The 14,007-nt window shown below is 39.5% G+C and carries 9 protein-coding genes; 8 read left to right on the top strand and 1 reads right to left on the bottom strand.

Features of this window, described 5'->3' with window-relative positions; genetic code table 11:
• Nucleotides 1-101 precede the first annotated feature (101 nt).
• From BLR60_RS23615 to BLR60_RS23580, 8 genes are all read left to right on the top strand, one after another.
• Nucleotides 102-1,928: an HU domain-containing protein gene (locus tag BLR60_RS23615; RefSeq protein WP_090504725.1), complete on the top strand. Its 1,827-nt coding sequence runs from the start codon at nt 102-104 to the stop codon at nt 1,926-1,928.
• Nucleotides 1,928-2,632: a MotA/TolQ/ExbB proton channel family protein gene (locus BLR60_RS23610; protein WP_090504722.1), complete on the top strand. Its 705-nt coding sequence runs from the start codon at nt 1,928-1,930 to the stop codon at nt 2,630-2,632. The genes BLR60_RS23615 and BLR60_RS23610 overlap by 1 nt, the downstream gene beginning before the upstream one ends.
• Nucleotides 2,632-3,033, top strand: coding sequence for an ExbD/TolR family protein (locus BLR60_RS23605; protein ID WP_025144642.1), 402 nt, complete (start codon nt 2,632-2,634; stop codon nt 3,031-3,033). The genes BLR60_RS23610 and BLR60_RS23605 overlap by 1 nt, the downstream gene beginning before the upstream one ends.
• Entirely contained in the window at nt 3,033-3,869 is an 837-nt protein-coding gene (locus BLR60_RS23600) for an energy transducer TonB (RefSeq protein WP_090504719.1), read from the top strand. The genes BLR60_RS23605 and BLR60_RS23600 overlap by 1 nt, the downstream gene beginning before the upstream one ends.
• A gap of 342 nt (nt 3,870-4,211) precedes the next feature.
• Entirely contained in the window at nt 4,212-5,504 is a 1,293-nt protein-coding gene (locus BLR60_RS23595) for a bifunctional folylpolyglutamate synthase/dihydrofolate synthase (protein ID WP_317039676.1), read from the top strand.
• Nucleotides 5,505-5,571: 67 nt separating this feature from the next.
• Nucleotides 5,572-7,230: an alkaline phosphatase PafA gene (pafA, locus tag BLR60_RS23590; RefSeq protein WP_090504716.1), complete on the top strand. Its 1,659-nt coding sequence runs from the start codon at nt 5,572-5,574 to the stop codon at nt 7,228-7,230.
• 261 nt (nt 7,231-7,491) lie between these two features.
• Complete coding sequence (locus BLR60_RS23585) at nt 7,492-7,860, top strand: VOC family protein (protein WP_090504713.1); 369 nt, start codon at nt 7,492-7,494, stop codon at nt 7,858-7,860.
• Nucleotides 7,861-7,991: 131 nt separating this feature from the next.
• The gene (locus tag BLR60_RS23580) at nt 7,992-11,387 is read left to right on the top strand and encodes a methylmalonyl-CoA mutase family protein (protein ID WP_090504710.1); all 3,396 of its coding nucleotides are present in this window, start codon (nt 7,992-7,994) and stop codon (nt 11,385-11,387) included.
• Between the two features lie 61 nt (nt 11,388-11,448).
• Here BLR60_RS23580 and BLR60_RS23575 read toward each other — a convergent pair whose 3' ends face one another.
• Nucleotides 11,449-12,429 carry an acyl-ACP desaturase gene (locus BLR60_RS23575; protein WP_090504707.1) on the bottom strand — a complete coding sequence of 327 codons (981 nt, stop codon included), beginning with the start codon at nt 12,427-12,429 and terminating at the stop codon, nt 11,449-11,451.
• Nucleotides 12,430-14,007 lie beyond the last annotated feature (1,578 nt).

The following is a 14,007-nucleotide window of genomic DNA, read 5'->3' as shown; positions in this document are numbered from 1 at the left end:
CCGTTTTTGTCCCTTTTTGGAATAGGATGTTTAATAGCATCCGCAGACACTATTTGAAGGTAGAATATATTTTTTAATTTTAAACGCTTAATTTTACCCGAATGGATATCTTATCATACCTCTCAGAACTCTTGCAACAACGCAAAGAAGTTGGTATTACCGGCTTGGGCACCTTTTATAAAAAGAAATATCCTGGCAGATACGATAAAGAAAAACAAACTTTTCTGCCTCCAGGTTATACGCTACAGTTTTCTACAGATGTAACTGAAGAGACCGCCCTGGCAGATTTTATTTCCACCAAAAGAAATATCTCTAATGATAGTGCCAAATACTATATCGGGCAGTTTGTTGAAGAAGTAAATAAAGAGCTAGAGTTAAATCACGAAGCCGAACTTGAAAATACCGGCCGCTTATTTTTTACTGAACAGGGACTGGATTTCGAACCGGTAAAAAACATGAATTATGGTTCCGAATTTTACGGACTTCCTTCATTGGCAGAAACCGTAGTTGAAGAAACTAAACCTGCTTTACCTCAGGATGAGGAAAAAGTTTACGACGAAATTGCGGAGGCGCCAAATGCACCTTCCCCATTCGAAAATAAATCATACCAGGCACCTATAATTGAGAATATAGAACTGGATGAAGTTAAAGATGATTTTAAAAATACCTTAAAACATGCAGAAACAGGTTCAGCAGAAATTACTGAAGCACCTGAGTTTATCAAAGAACAGCATGAAGAAAATCCAAACCGTTTTGGCCATACACCAGAATCGGAAGTAGAAAATGTTACTTCGGAGCAACACACCATCGAATCCGAAACTACTGAAAAACAAAAAGAAATAAATCCAGCTCAGGAAATAGATGTACCAGAATCGGTTGTCATACAGCATGAAGAGCATCCAAACCGTTTCGGCCATACGCCAGAATCGGAAGTAGAAAATATTGAGGCTGAGCATCAGGCTGTTGAAGCCAGTCATATGGATGAAACTGAGCATGCAGAAAATACAGTGACAGATAATCAGGTTGAGGATGTCAATCAGATTGGAGTTCCACCATCGATAGTGGAGCAGCATGAAGAAAATCCTGATCGTTTTGGTCATACACCAGAAGCTGAAGCTGAAAAAAACATGGAACAGCCCGTAGAAGCAGGAATTCCCGAACCGGTTTTACCACAACAAGAATATTCGAGCCGCTTTTCATTAAGATCAGAAACTGATGAACCAAAAACATACATCAATTTAGAGGACGAGGTTAAAAAAGAAGAACCTGTAATTGAGGCACCAGCTTTTATAAAAGAGCAGCATGCCGAGCATCCAAACCGTTTTGGCCACGACCCTATTGAACATAATGATGAACCTAGGCAAGGTATGTCTACCTGGTTAATGATCACCATTGCGATTGTAGCTTTGCTTATTATTGCAGCAATAACTTTTTTGATTAAGCCTGAGTTATTTACGGGCGAAACCACGAATACTGCGAAACCTGCTCAGGTAGTTGTCGATTCGCCCAAGGTTGCTATGGATACCTTAAAGGCGAAACAAGATTCAATCGCCAAAACCGATAGTATATTAAAGGCTAATCAGGTACAGAAAAAAACAGATACGGTAAAAAAAGAGGCACTAAAACCCGTTGTTAATCCAGCTATCGAAACACCCAAAGAAAACAAAGTTGTACCAAACACTGGTCCTTCTACGTTCTATGTAATTGCAGCATCTTTCCAATCAGAAAAAAAGGCGCTTGTTTTTATCAAGCAGATGGAAAAAATTGGTTTAAAAGCCGAAATTGCGTCTGTTCCGGGCCGTTTGAAAAAAGTGAGTATAGCAAGCTTCAACACTGAAAAAGAAGCCAAAGCACAAAAAGATATTTTAGAGAAAAAACTTAAAGGTAAAGGGTATTTCGTACAACAAAAACACAACACACAACCATAATGATAACTTTATTAATTCAGGACACCACACAAGCACTACAAGACACAGCAAATGCAATTAACCAAGCTGTAACACAACCACAACCAGAATTACATTTTATCGATCTGCTTTTTAAAGGCGGCTGGGTAATGATTCCATTGGCTTTTCTGGCTTTTTTAGCTTTAATAATTTTTGTTGAACGTTATTTAACCATCAAAAAAGCAACTAAAGATGAGGCTAATCTCATGGCACAAACCAGGTCTTATATCCAATCTGGAAATTTAGATGGCGCCATGTCACTTTTAAGAAATAATAACTCTCCCCTTTCGCGCATGTTGCAAAAAGGTTTAAAACGTATTGGTCGCCCAATTAAAGATATTGAAGGAGCGATTGAAAATGTGGGTAAATTAGAGGTTTCTAAATTAGAAAAGAACATCAGTATATTAGGTATTGTTGCAGGTATTGCGCCAATGCTTGGTTTCGTAGGTACAATTGTAGGGGTAATTACCATTTTCCACCAGGTATCAATTAAAGGGGCCATCGAAATCGGAACAATTTCTGGCGGTTTATATACTAAAATGATTACTTCTGCAACAGGTTTAATTATCGGTATCATCGCTTATGTACTGTATCACATTTTAAATATCATGGTAGAAAAAATCATTCTTAAAATGGAAACCGATGCAATTGATTTTATTGATTTACTAGAAGAACCGGGCAAATAATGAATTTACGCAAAAGAACAAAAGGATCGGTAGAAGTACATACTTCAGCGTTGAACGATATTATGTTCTTCCTGATGCTGTTTTTCTTATTGGCCTCTGCGGTGGTTAATCCTACAGTAGTAAAATTATTGTTGCCACAATCATCAAGCGGACAACAGTCTACAGCCAAAAAAGCAGTTACCGTTACGATAGACGAAAATTTAAAATATTTCGTTGAGAAGAAACCGGTTAGCATTGAGGAACTTGAGCCAACATTGGCATCTTACCAAAAGTTGGCACCAGATATGACCATACTTTTATATGTATCACGTAATGTGACTTATCAGGATGGATTTGTGGTTAACGATATTGCCAATAAACTAAAATTGAAACTTGTTGTAGCCGTTGAACCTAAAAAATAATGAACTACAAAGCACAAATACCTAACGAGGAAAATAATTACCCTAAAGCCATTGCCATAGCAAGCGGCATTATGGGCTTTTTATTATTGATCAGCTTTTTTATTGTGATTGGTTCTTTCCAGCCACCGGAAGAAGTGGGTATGGGCGGCATGGTGGTTAATTACGGAACTTCTGCAGAAGGTATGGGCGATGATTATACCAGTATTGAAGAACCATCTGCAGATCCGAATGCGAATGGTAAACCACCGGAAAAAGTAACGCCTGAAGAAAAGGTTACCCCAACTACCGCTACTGAAAGTAGTGATAAAGAAGTGCAGACACAAAATACCGAAGATGCCATTGCGGTAAATACCAAACCCACAAAACCAACTACGGCTGCACCTACTCCTGTTACAGAAGATAAACCGGCAAAGCCGGTAATTAACCAAAATGCACTTTACAAAGGCAAAAAAAATACTGGTCAGGGACAAGGAGACGGCACTGGAAAAACACCAGGTAACCAGGGCGATAAAGATGGCGATCCTTTAGCATCAAATTATGGAGAAGGTGGTTCTGGAAATGGCAATGTACAGTTATCATTGGCCAGCAGAAAATTTATCGATATCCCCAGGATCCAGGATGATGGACAGAGCGCAGGAAAAATTGCCGTTCAGATCCGTGTAGATAAAAATGGTAAAGTTGTACAGGCCCGTGCCGGAGCTAAAGGTACGACCTTATCTGATTTGGCCCTTTGGAGAAAATGCGAACAAGCTGTATTAGGTGCAAGTTTAAATAAATTAGAATCTGCTCCCGATGTACAAACCGGAATTGTAATGTTTAATTTTAAAGTGAAATAAAAAGATATAAAACCATCAAGGCCTGTGTCATCACAGACCTTTTTCAGTATCATGGCCTGTATCTCACAGGCCATTTTTTATTCCCGTAAATTATGCTGTCAAATATTAATCGTGCTGTCAGATATTTCTATCTGACAGAAGATTTGTTCAAAAGCTTAATAGAACTTCTCAACGATTAATGATGTATTAGTATCATCCAATTATAAGTCAGCGTGTAACATCTGCCTTCACCTACTCTACTGGTTTTGTATCTTCCAATACCATCAAAAAAATTAAAAACTTCGGAAGAAATCTTTCCCATTTCATTTCATAATAACGCTAGTCAACTTATCTTTGGCTCATATGATGAATTACCAACAAACGCTTGATTTTTTATATAGTAAACTCCCGATGTTTACCCGAGTTGGCGCGTCTGCTTTCAAAAAAGATTTAACCAATACCATTATCCTTTGCGAAGCTTTGGATAATCCCCAAAATAAATTTAAGAGTATCCATGTAGCCGGTACAAATGGAAAAGGCTCCACATCGCACATGCTGGCCTCAGTACTACAGGCTCAGGGATATAAAACGGGATTGTACACTTCACCTCATTTAAAAGATTTCCGCGAGCGCATTCGCATCAACGGAAAAATGATCAGCAAAACAGAAGTGGTATCATTCGTAAAAGAACAGCAAAAACTCATCGAAAAAACCGAACCTTCCTTTTTTGAAGTAACCGTTGCACTTGCATTCGATCATTTTGCAAAACATCAGGTAGATATAGCTGTCATTGAAGTGGGTTTGGGCGGAAGATTGGATTCAACGAATATCATTACCCCCCAAATTTCAGTCATCACCAATATCAGCCTCGACCATACGAATATGCTTGGCAATACCTTGGCAGAAATTGCTGGCGAAAAAGCAGGCATTATTAAAAAGAATATCCCGGTGGTTATTGGTGAAACGCAAGAAGAATCTGCGTTGGTTTTTATAAAAAAAGCCAAAGCTGAACGCGCGCCTATTGTTTTTGCTGATCAGGTATTAACTGCCCAGGATTTTAAAATCAAAAACAATAAACTTTCCTTATCCGTTTTTCAGGAAGGAAAAATCAAATTCAAAGATCTTCAAAGTGATCTTACCGGAATTTATCAGCATAAAAATATATTAACCGTTCTGGAAACCTTAACTGTACTGAACGAAAAAACAGAAATTAAAACCGATCAGAAAAGCGTTTATAAAGGCATCAGTCAGGTTAAAAAGCAAACTGGTTTACAGGGACGTTGGCAAACTTTATCTAAAAGTCCTTTAGTCATCTGCGATACCGGCCATAACGAAGCCGGGATTAAGGAGGTGATCAAAAACGTTACACAAACTCCATATCAAAACCTGCACATTGTTTTCGGTATGGTTAACGATAAAGATATCTCGAAAGTGTTGTCATTAATGCCCAAAAATGCCACTTACTATTTTTGTAAACCCGCTTTAGAACGCGGTTTAGACGCAGATAGCTTAAAAAAACAAGCGGCAACATTTAACCTAAAAGGAAACTGCTATGCGTCAGTTCAGGAAGCAAAAGCAACCGCTATTCAATCGGCCGATCCCAAAGATTTGGTTTTTATTGGTGGAAGCACTTTTGTAGTGGCCGAAGCGATATAAAATCTTTACATTAACTTCAGTTTAGCTTTATCTAAATTCATTATTTTAGCCCTTTAACTAAAGCATAATGAATAAAATATCCCGTTTAATCTTTACCATTTCTATTTTTTCGATCTCATTTTCCTCCGCTCAAACCAAAAAATCAGTCACAACCTCTGCCAAAGCATTTCCAGCTGAAGTTGCACGCCCTAAATTGGTGGTAGGCCTGGTGGTCGACCAAATGCGTTGGGATTATTTGTACCGCTACTATAACCGCTATACTAATGGTGGTTTTAAAAGGTTAATTAACGAAGGTTTTTCTGTTGAAAATACTTTTATCCCATACACACCAACTTATACCGCATGCGGCCACACTTGCATTTATACAGGTTCAGTTCCGGCTGTTCATGGCATTATCGGTAACGATTGGTACGATCCTGAAACCAAAAAGACCGTTTATTGTACAGAAGATTCTTCCGCATCTACTGTTGGCAGTACACCTTCATCAGAAGGTAATATGTCGCCAAAAAATATGCTAACCACAACCATTACTGATGAGTTGAGGCTGGCCACAAACTTTAAGGGCAAAGTAATCGGTATTTCATTAAAAGACAGGGGTTCGATCCTTCCGGCTGGCCATGCGGCAAATGCTGCATATTGGTACCAGGGCAGTACCGGAAACTGGATTACCAGTACCTATTATATGAAAGAGATACCAACCTGGATTGCCGACTATAATAAACTAAAACTCGCGAATAAATTCTATGCAAAAAACTGGGAAACTTTATACCCGGTTAACACCTATGTAAACAGTTCAAAAGATGAGAACGCTTATGAAGGCAAATCAAGTACATTCCCACATCAATTGAATCAAAACATTGATAAAAATTTTGATGCCATCAGAAGTACCCCTTACGGCAATACCATCACTTTAGACCTGGCCAAACTCGCTATTCTTTCCGAAGACTTGGGTCAGGACAACATCACCGACTTTTTAGCAGTAAGTTGTTCTTCAACTGATTATATTGGCCATGCTTACGGGCCTAACTCTATCGAAGCAGAAGATACTTATTTACGTTTAGACAAAGATTTCGAAGAGTTTTTTAATTACCTCGATAAAAAGGTTGGTAAAGGAAATTATACTGTATTTTTAACCGCCGATCATGGTGCAGCCCATGTACCAGGTTTTATGCAAGAGAATAAACTACCATCAGGTGTAGTGAGCGATAGAGATATTGCAAACAAATTAAATGCCTACTTAAATGATAAATTTAAAGTAAATAATGTAGTTTTAAGATCAATGAACAATCAGATCATTTTTGATCACGATAAAACCGACAAAGCAGATATAAGCTTCGATGTGATCAAATCTGCGGCTGTTGAATTCTTAAAAAGATTAGATGGTTTCCAGAATGCAGTTGATATTGCTAAAATATCGCAGGCAACTTTACAGGAAATCCAGAAGAAAATGATTACAAACGGATACAATGCCCGTAGAAGTGGCGATATCTATTATGTTTTACAACCCAACTGGTTTAACGGAAGTAGCACAGGTACTACGCATGGCAATTGGAACCCTTATGATTCGCACATTCCTTTGGTTTTTATGGGCTGGGGAATTAAACCGGGAGCTTCTAATAAAACACATTATATGACAGACATTGCGCCAACGCTAGCGGCGCTGCTCCATATCCAAATGCCAAACGGTAATGTCGGAGAACCAATCACCGAAATCACCAACAAATAATTAAAAAAAACTATGCCCACCAGCATAGTTTTTTTTGTTCTAACGGTATTTATTTAAACTAGCGTCGTCACCCTGATCCGATAGCTATCGGATTCATTTCAGGGTCTCATTCAGGAAAGATGTTGAAATAAATTCAGCATGATGATAGCTTTGGGCAAGAAGCAAAAATTGATGATTATAAATAACTATCAATCGAACTAAAGCTTATATGGTCTCAAATGTCTTATATGGTAAAAATTGCATTTTTTATTATTTTTGATCATGGCAACATACACCGCTACCAAACTTACCCCCATGCTCGAATCGCATGATATGCAAGAAACGCTAAAATTCTATACCGAAATTTTAAACTTCACCTGTGCATCAAAATTCGACAACCTGAGTTGGTTAACCCTCCGCAAAGACGAGATAGAAATCATGTTCTGTAGCCCTAATGAGCATCGCAACATTCCTAAATCCATCATGAGTGGTTCACTTTATATTAAAACAAACGCGGTAACAGCGCTCTGGGAAAGTTTAAAAGATCATTGCAAAATCTGTTATCCGCTCGAAGATTTTGACTACGGCATGAGGGAGTTTGCCATTTACGACAATAACGGTTATTTACTACAGTTTGGCCAAAATTTATAACTGAACCAAAAGCCACAATGGTATAGGGTATTCGCTTTTTAAGCTGCTTATTTTATTACATTTGTGCACCAAATATTTGGAAACAAGGAACGGGAATCTACCTATACCGTCCCAAAATCCCATAGTATAGCATGCAACAAGTAGAAATCTATAAGCCTAAAAATAAAATCCGTTTTGTAACCGCTGCCTCCCTTTTCGACGGACACGACGCCACCATTAACATCATGCGTCGTATCCTGCAATCTTCTGGAGCAGAGGTCATTCATCTTGGCCATAACCGATCGGTTGATGAAGTGGTAAACTGTGCCATTCAGGAAGACGTTCAGGGCATTGCCATGACTTCTTATCAGGGCGGACACATCGAATATTTTAAATATATGTACGATCTCTTGCAGGAAAAAGGATCAGGCCATATTAAAATATTTGCAGGTGGCGGTGGCGTAATCTTACCTTCAGAAATTGAAGAACTACAGGCCTATGGAATTGCTAAAATCTACTCTCCCGATGATGGCCGTAAAATGGGTCTGCAGGGCATGATTAACGACATGCTCATCCAAACCGATTTTGTAACTAAAATCAATATCACTAATGAGCTCGAAACCATTCCTACAAAAGAGATTAAAGCCATCGCCGGAGCAATTACTATTGCAGAAAATGATCCCGAAGGTGTCCAGAAATTTGTTGATGAATTAAAAAAACTCTCCAAAGATAATACTGCCCCTATCCTGGGAATTACCGGAACAGGTGGAGCAGGAAAATCATCCCTGGTAGATGAACTGGTCCGTCGTTTTTTGGTTGAGGTAAAAGATAAAACTTTAGCGATCATATCTGTCGATCCTTCAAAAAGAAAAACAGGAGGTGCGTTACTCGGCGACCGGATCCGCATGAACGCCATTAACAACCCAAGAGTTTACATGCGCTCATTAGCTACCCGGCAGGCCAATCTGGCTTTATCAAAAAACGTACAGGAAAGTATTGATATCTGTAAGGCAGCAGGCTACGATTTAATTATTGTAGAAACTTCGGGCATTGGCCAATCTGATACCGAAATTACCGAACATTGCGATGTTTCATTATATGTAATGACACCTGAATTTGGCGCAGCTACACAACTCGAAAAAATCGATATGTTGGATTTTGCTGATCTGGTAGCCATTAATAAATTTGATAAAAGAGGAGCATTAGATGCTTTGCGGGATGTGCGCAAACAATATAAGCGCAACCACAACATTTTCGACGCTAAAGACGATGAAATTCCTGTTTATGGAACTATGGCTTCGCAGTTTAACGACCCAGGCATGAATAATCTGTTTGTGGCTTTAATGGAACAGATCAAGTTAAAAACCGGAACCGATTTTAAGGCCAAAATGGAGTTAACCTCCGATCAGTCAGAGAAGATTTACATTATTCCTCCCGATCGCATCCGCTATCTGGCAGAAATTGCCGAAGCAAGCCAGACCTATAACGAATGGGTAGATAAACAGGCCAACATCGCCCGCAAAATGTATCAGCTTAAAGGTGTAATCGATTTATTAAGCGAGAATAATTCCCCTCTTCCAGAGCGGGGGACGCAAGACGGGATGTTAGAAAACTTAAATTCCACTTACCATTATTTTGAAGAGCAATTAGATGGTGAATGTAAACGTTTACTCCGTCAATGGCCAGAAACCAAAAAAGCATACAAAGAGGAGTTTTTCATTTATAAAGTCCGCGATAAAGAAATTAAGCAGCCTTTATTTTACGAATCACTCTCAAAACTGAATATCCCAAAGGTATCTTTGCCTAGATACGAAGATTGGGGCGATATTTTAAGATGGTTGTTAACCGAAAATCTTCCAGGCGAATTTCCCTATGCGGCAGGCGTTTTTCCTTTAAAAAGAGATGGCGAAGACCCTACTAGGATGTTTGCTGGAGAAGGTGGCCCTGAACGGACGAATAAACGTTTTCACTATGTATCATTAGGTCAACCCGCACATCGCTTATCTACCGCTTTTGATTCTGTTACCCTTTATGGGGAAGATCCGCATATCCGCCCCGATATTTATGGCAAAATCGGAAACTCCGGTGTTAGCATCGCTACTTTAGATGATGCCAAAAAATTGTACTCTGGTTTTGATCTCTGTTCGCCGTCCACATCAGTATCCATGACCATTAACGGACCGGCCCCTATGTTATTGGGTTTCTTTATGAATGCCGCAATCGATCAGCAGTGCGAAAAATACATTATTGAAAATGATTTAGCAGAAGAAGTAGAGGCCAAAATTGATTCAATTTATAAAGCTAAAAATATAGAAAGGCCATCATACAATGGTGCACTTCCGGAAGGAAACAATGGCTTAGGTTTGATGCTTTTAGGCGTAACCGGCGATCAGGTTTTACCGGGCGATGTTTATGCTAATATAAGAGCAAAAGCCATTAGTTCAGTTCGGGGAACCGTTCAGGCCGATATTTTAAAAGAAGACCAGGCACAGAATACCTGCATATTTTCAACAGAATTTGCCTTAAGGATGATGGGCGATATCCAGAAATACTTTATCGATGAAAAAGTGAGAAACTTTTATTCCGTATCTATTTCCGGCTATCATATTGCAGAGGCAGGCGCTAATCCAATTTCGCAGCTCGCTTTTACTTTAAGCAATGGATTTACTTTTGTAGAATATTATTTAAGCAGAGGCATGCATATTGATGACTTTGCCCCTAACCTATCTTTCTTTTTCTCCAATGGTATCGATCCAGAATATGCGGTAATCGGTCGCGTGGCCAGAAGGATCTGGGCAAAAGCCATCAAAAATAAATACAACGGAAATGACCGTTCACAAAAGCTTAAATACCATATTCAAACTTCAGGCCGTTCATTACATGCCCAGGAAATCGATTTTAACGATATCCGGACCACTTTGCAAGCCTTATATGCCATATACGATAACTGCAATTCGCTACACACCAATGCTTATGATGAAGCTATTACCACGCCTACAGAAGAATCGGTAAGGAGAGCCATGGCCATTCAACTGATCATTAACAGAGAATTGGGTCTGGCTAAGAATGAAAATCCATTACAAGGTGCTTTCATTATTCAAGAACTAACTGATCTTGTTGAAAATGCAGTTCTTGCGGAATTTAAACGGATCAATGATCGGGGTGGCGTTTTAGGTGCAATGGAAACCATGTACCAACGCGGAAAAATTCAGGAAGAAAGTTTATATTATGAAACCCTGAAACATACGGGAGAATATCCGATTGTAGGTGTAAATACCTTCTTAAATAAAAACGGCTCCCCTACTATTGTTCCCGGCGAAGTGATCCGCGCTACTGAAGACGAAAAGCAGTACCAGATCTCTGCATTGCAGAAATTTCAGGACCGTAATGCAGACCGTTCAGTAGATTTACTGAAACAATTGCAAAAATCAGCCATTGCAGGCGATAATATCTTTGAACAGTTAATGGAAACCTGTAAAATTTGCTCTTTAGGTCAAATTAGCAAAGCCCTTTACGAGGTAGGTGGACAATACAGAAGAAACATGTAATAAAAAAAGCCCTTATCAATTTGATAAGGGCTCATATATTTTATATATAAGATTCAAATACTTAACCTGCAATCCAACTAAATTTGTAATCTATTGTAGGGTTTTTCATTCTCTCGGCAACACGTAATAAACGTGAAGGTAAAGCCATAATATAATCGCGGGCCTGTTCACCGGCTTCATTTAAATCACGCATACCTTCTATTTTCCAATCTTCAATCAATTGTTGCATAATTTCAACATAATCAATCGCAGTATAAACACCTAAACGTTGTGCAGCGTCGGTAAAGTGGCCAAATGTCTGACCAATTTTCAAACCTACCTCACGTAAAAAATGTGCAGGCATTACAATTTTTTTACGCATCATATCTTCAAAAGCCAACATCGCCTCATTAGGATCAACCTCAAAAATGCGGTTCATAAAATCTTTATAGGCTTTTGCATGTCTGGCTTCATCTGATGCGATTACACCACACATTCTAGACAATAAAGTATCGCCATCTTTTTTTGCTAAAGAAGCCACCCTTCTGTGGGATACATTGGTAGCCAATTCCTGAAAAGAGGTATAAATAAAGTTACGGTATGGATCATGGCCAGTACCAATATCGAAACCATCAGCAATAAGATACTGCGTAGAGATTTCCATTTGGCGCATATCTACACGGCCCGAGAGATATAAATATTTATTTAGCAAATCACCATGACGATTTTCCTCCGCAGTCCAATGGCGAACCCATTTCATCCAACCACCTTCCTCGTCTCTGCTATGTCCATCAACCATAGCTAACCACGATTCGTATGTAGGTAAAGCTTCCTCTGTAATGGTATCGCCAATTAAAACGGCTACTAAATCATAAGAAAGGTCTTTTGCATTATCCCTTAAAATTCTGATATCTTGATAAAATGTTTCACTAGTAGAATCTGGTAAAAAATCAGAAGGTTGCCAGTTAGTATCGATCGGTTTCAAATAAGTTCCCATCGACTCCAGCATATATTTTTCAATATGCATCATTACTTCCCTTCTTTTATCTGCAAAAAAACTCATTATTTATACTTATATTTTTGTTAAAAACAAAGATAACCAAATATTGTGTCAAACCTTATGATATTAACATATTTAGCGCTAAATCAGTTTTAAATGTGATCAAAATCAGTAAGATACTCTTAAATGGCACCTTATAGCCTGTAGATAATGAATTTAATATAATCCTTCACAACTGCTTTTTATTTTTTTGAAGCAGTTTCCTGTGCATTTAGGTCGGGTTCCGTCCTGCTGTACGTTTTACTCCGCCAATGAAGAATTGGCTCCGTGCTCACTCCCATCAGGGCTATTTAACCCGGGGTAGAAGAATAATGTAAGATGGGGAATGGATGATGGAATCGCCTCTGCGGAGATCAGCGTAATCTGCGGGAGCAAGCCCTTAACTTTTCTTAACTCCTCAATGGTAGAAAATGCTTATAGTTTTGGAGCGCAGTTTCCTGTGCTTGTCGGTTGAGTTCCGTCCTGTTGTACGTTTTATCCTTTTGGGAAACTTTATCTGTTAGACAAACCTACCTAACCCAAAAGGGATACCGCTACCATCAGGGCTATTTAACAAGGGACAGAAGAGGAATAAACAAAGCAAGATGGGGAATGGATGATGGAATGGCCTCTGCGGAGATCAGCGTAATCTGCGGGAGCAAACCCTAAACTTTTCTTAACTCCTCAATGGTAGAAAATACTCCTAGTTTTGGAGCGCAGTTTCCTGTGCCCTTAGGCTGGGTTCCGTCCTGCTGTACGTTTTACTCCGCCAATGAAGAATTGGCTCCGTGCTCACTTCCATCAGGGCTATTAACCAGGGAAAGAAGAATAAAAAACAGATAAGATGCAAAATCAATGACGGAATGGCCTCTGCGGAGATCAGCGTAATCTGCGGGAGCAAACCCTAAACTTTTCTTAACTCCTCAATGGTAGAAAATGCTCCTGGTTTTGGAGCGCAGTTTCCTGTGCCCTTAGGCTGGGTTCCGTCCGCTGTACGTTTTATCCTTTTGGGAAATACTGTTTTCATAAACAATTTTGTCTTGCCCAAAAGGGATACCGCTCCCATCAGGGCTATTTAACCGGAGACACAAGAGGAATAAACAAAGCAAGATGGGGAATGGATGATGGAATGGCCTCTGCGGAGATCAGCGTGATCTGCGGGAGCAAACCCTAAACTTTTCTTAACTCCTCAATGGTAGAAAAAGCTCCTGGTTTTGGAGCGCAGTTTCATGTGCCCTTAGGTTGGGTTCCGTCCTGCGGTACGCTGCAATCCGTTTGGGAAACTTTATCTGTTAGCCAAACATATCTAACCCAAAAGGGCTATTAACCGGGGGTAGAAGAACAAATAATGTAAGATGGGGAATGGATGATGGAATGGTCTCTGCGGAGATCAGCGCGATCTGCGGGAGCAAACCCTAAACTTTTCTTAACTCCTCAATGGTGGAGAAACCTCCCATGCCTTGCCCTTCGCGCTCTGCCCAAAACCCTATAAACGAAGAAAACCCTTCAACATTTCTGCTGAAGGGTTTCTTTTAAGATCTGGCACCGACCTACTCTCCCACGTGTTACCGCAGTACCATCGGCTCTGGTGGGCTTAACTTC

Source organism: Pedobacter terrae, assembly GCF_900100705.1.
GTDB classification, from domain to species: Bacteria; Bacteroidota; Bacteroidia; order Sphingobacteriales; family Sphingobacteriaceae; genus Pedobacter; species Pedobacter terrae.
This window is presented reverse-complemented; position numbering and strand designations above follow the sequence as displayed.

Excerpts from the sequence above, each read along its gene's own strand:
- BLR60_RS23600 (WP_090504719.1), top strand. The coding sequence starts at position 3,033 with ATGAACTACAAAGCACAAATACCTAACGAGGAAAATAATTACCCTAAA.
- BLR60_RS23585 (WP_090504713.1), top strand. The coding sequence starts at position 7,492 with ATGGCAACATACACCGCTACCAAACTTACCCCCATGCTCGAATCGCAT.
- BLR60_RS23580 (WP_090504710.1), top strand. The coding sequence starts at position 7,992 with ATGCAACAAGTAGAAATCTATAAGCCTAAAAATAAAATCCGTTTTGTA.
- BLR60_RS23605 (WP_025144642.1), top strand. The coding sequence starts at position 2,632 with ATGAATTTACGCAAAAGAACAAAAGGATCGGTAGAAGTACATACTTCA.
- BLR60_RS23595 (WP_317039676.1), top strand. The coding sequence starts at position 4,212 with ATGATGAATTACCAACAAACGCTTGATTTTTTATATAGTAAACTCCCG.
- pafA (WP_090504716.1), top strand. The coding sequence starts at position 5,572 with ATGAATAAAATATCCCGTTTAATCTTTACCATTTCTATTTTTTCGATC.
- BLR60_RS23615 (WP_090504725.1), top strand. The coding sequence starts at position 102 with ATGGATATCTTATCATACCTCTCAGAACTCTTGCAACAACGCAAAGAA.
- BLR60_RS23575 (WP_090504707.1), bottom strand. The coding sequence starts at position 12,429 with ATGAGTTTTTTTGCAGATAAAAGAAGGGAAGTAATGATGCATATTGAA.
- BLR60_RS23610 (WP_090504722.1), top strand. The coding sequence starts at position 1,928 with ATGATAACTTTATTAATTCAGGACACCACACAAGCACTACAAGACACA.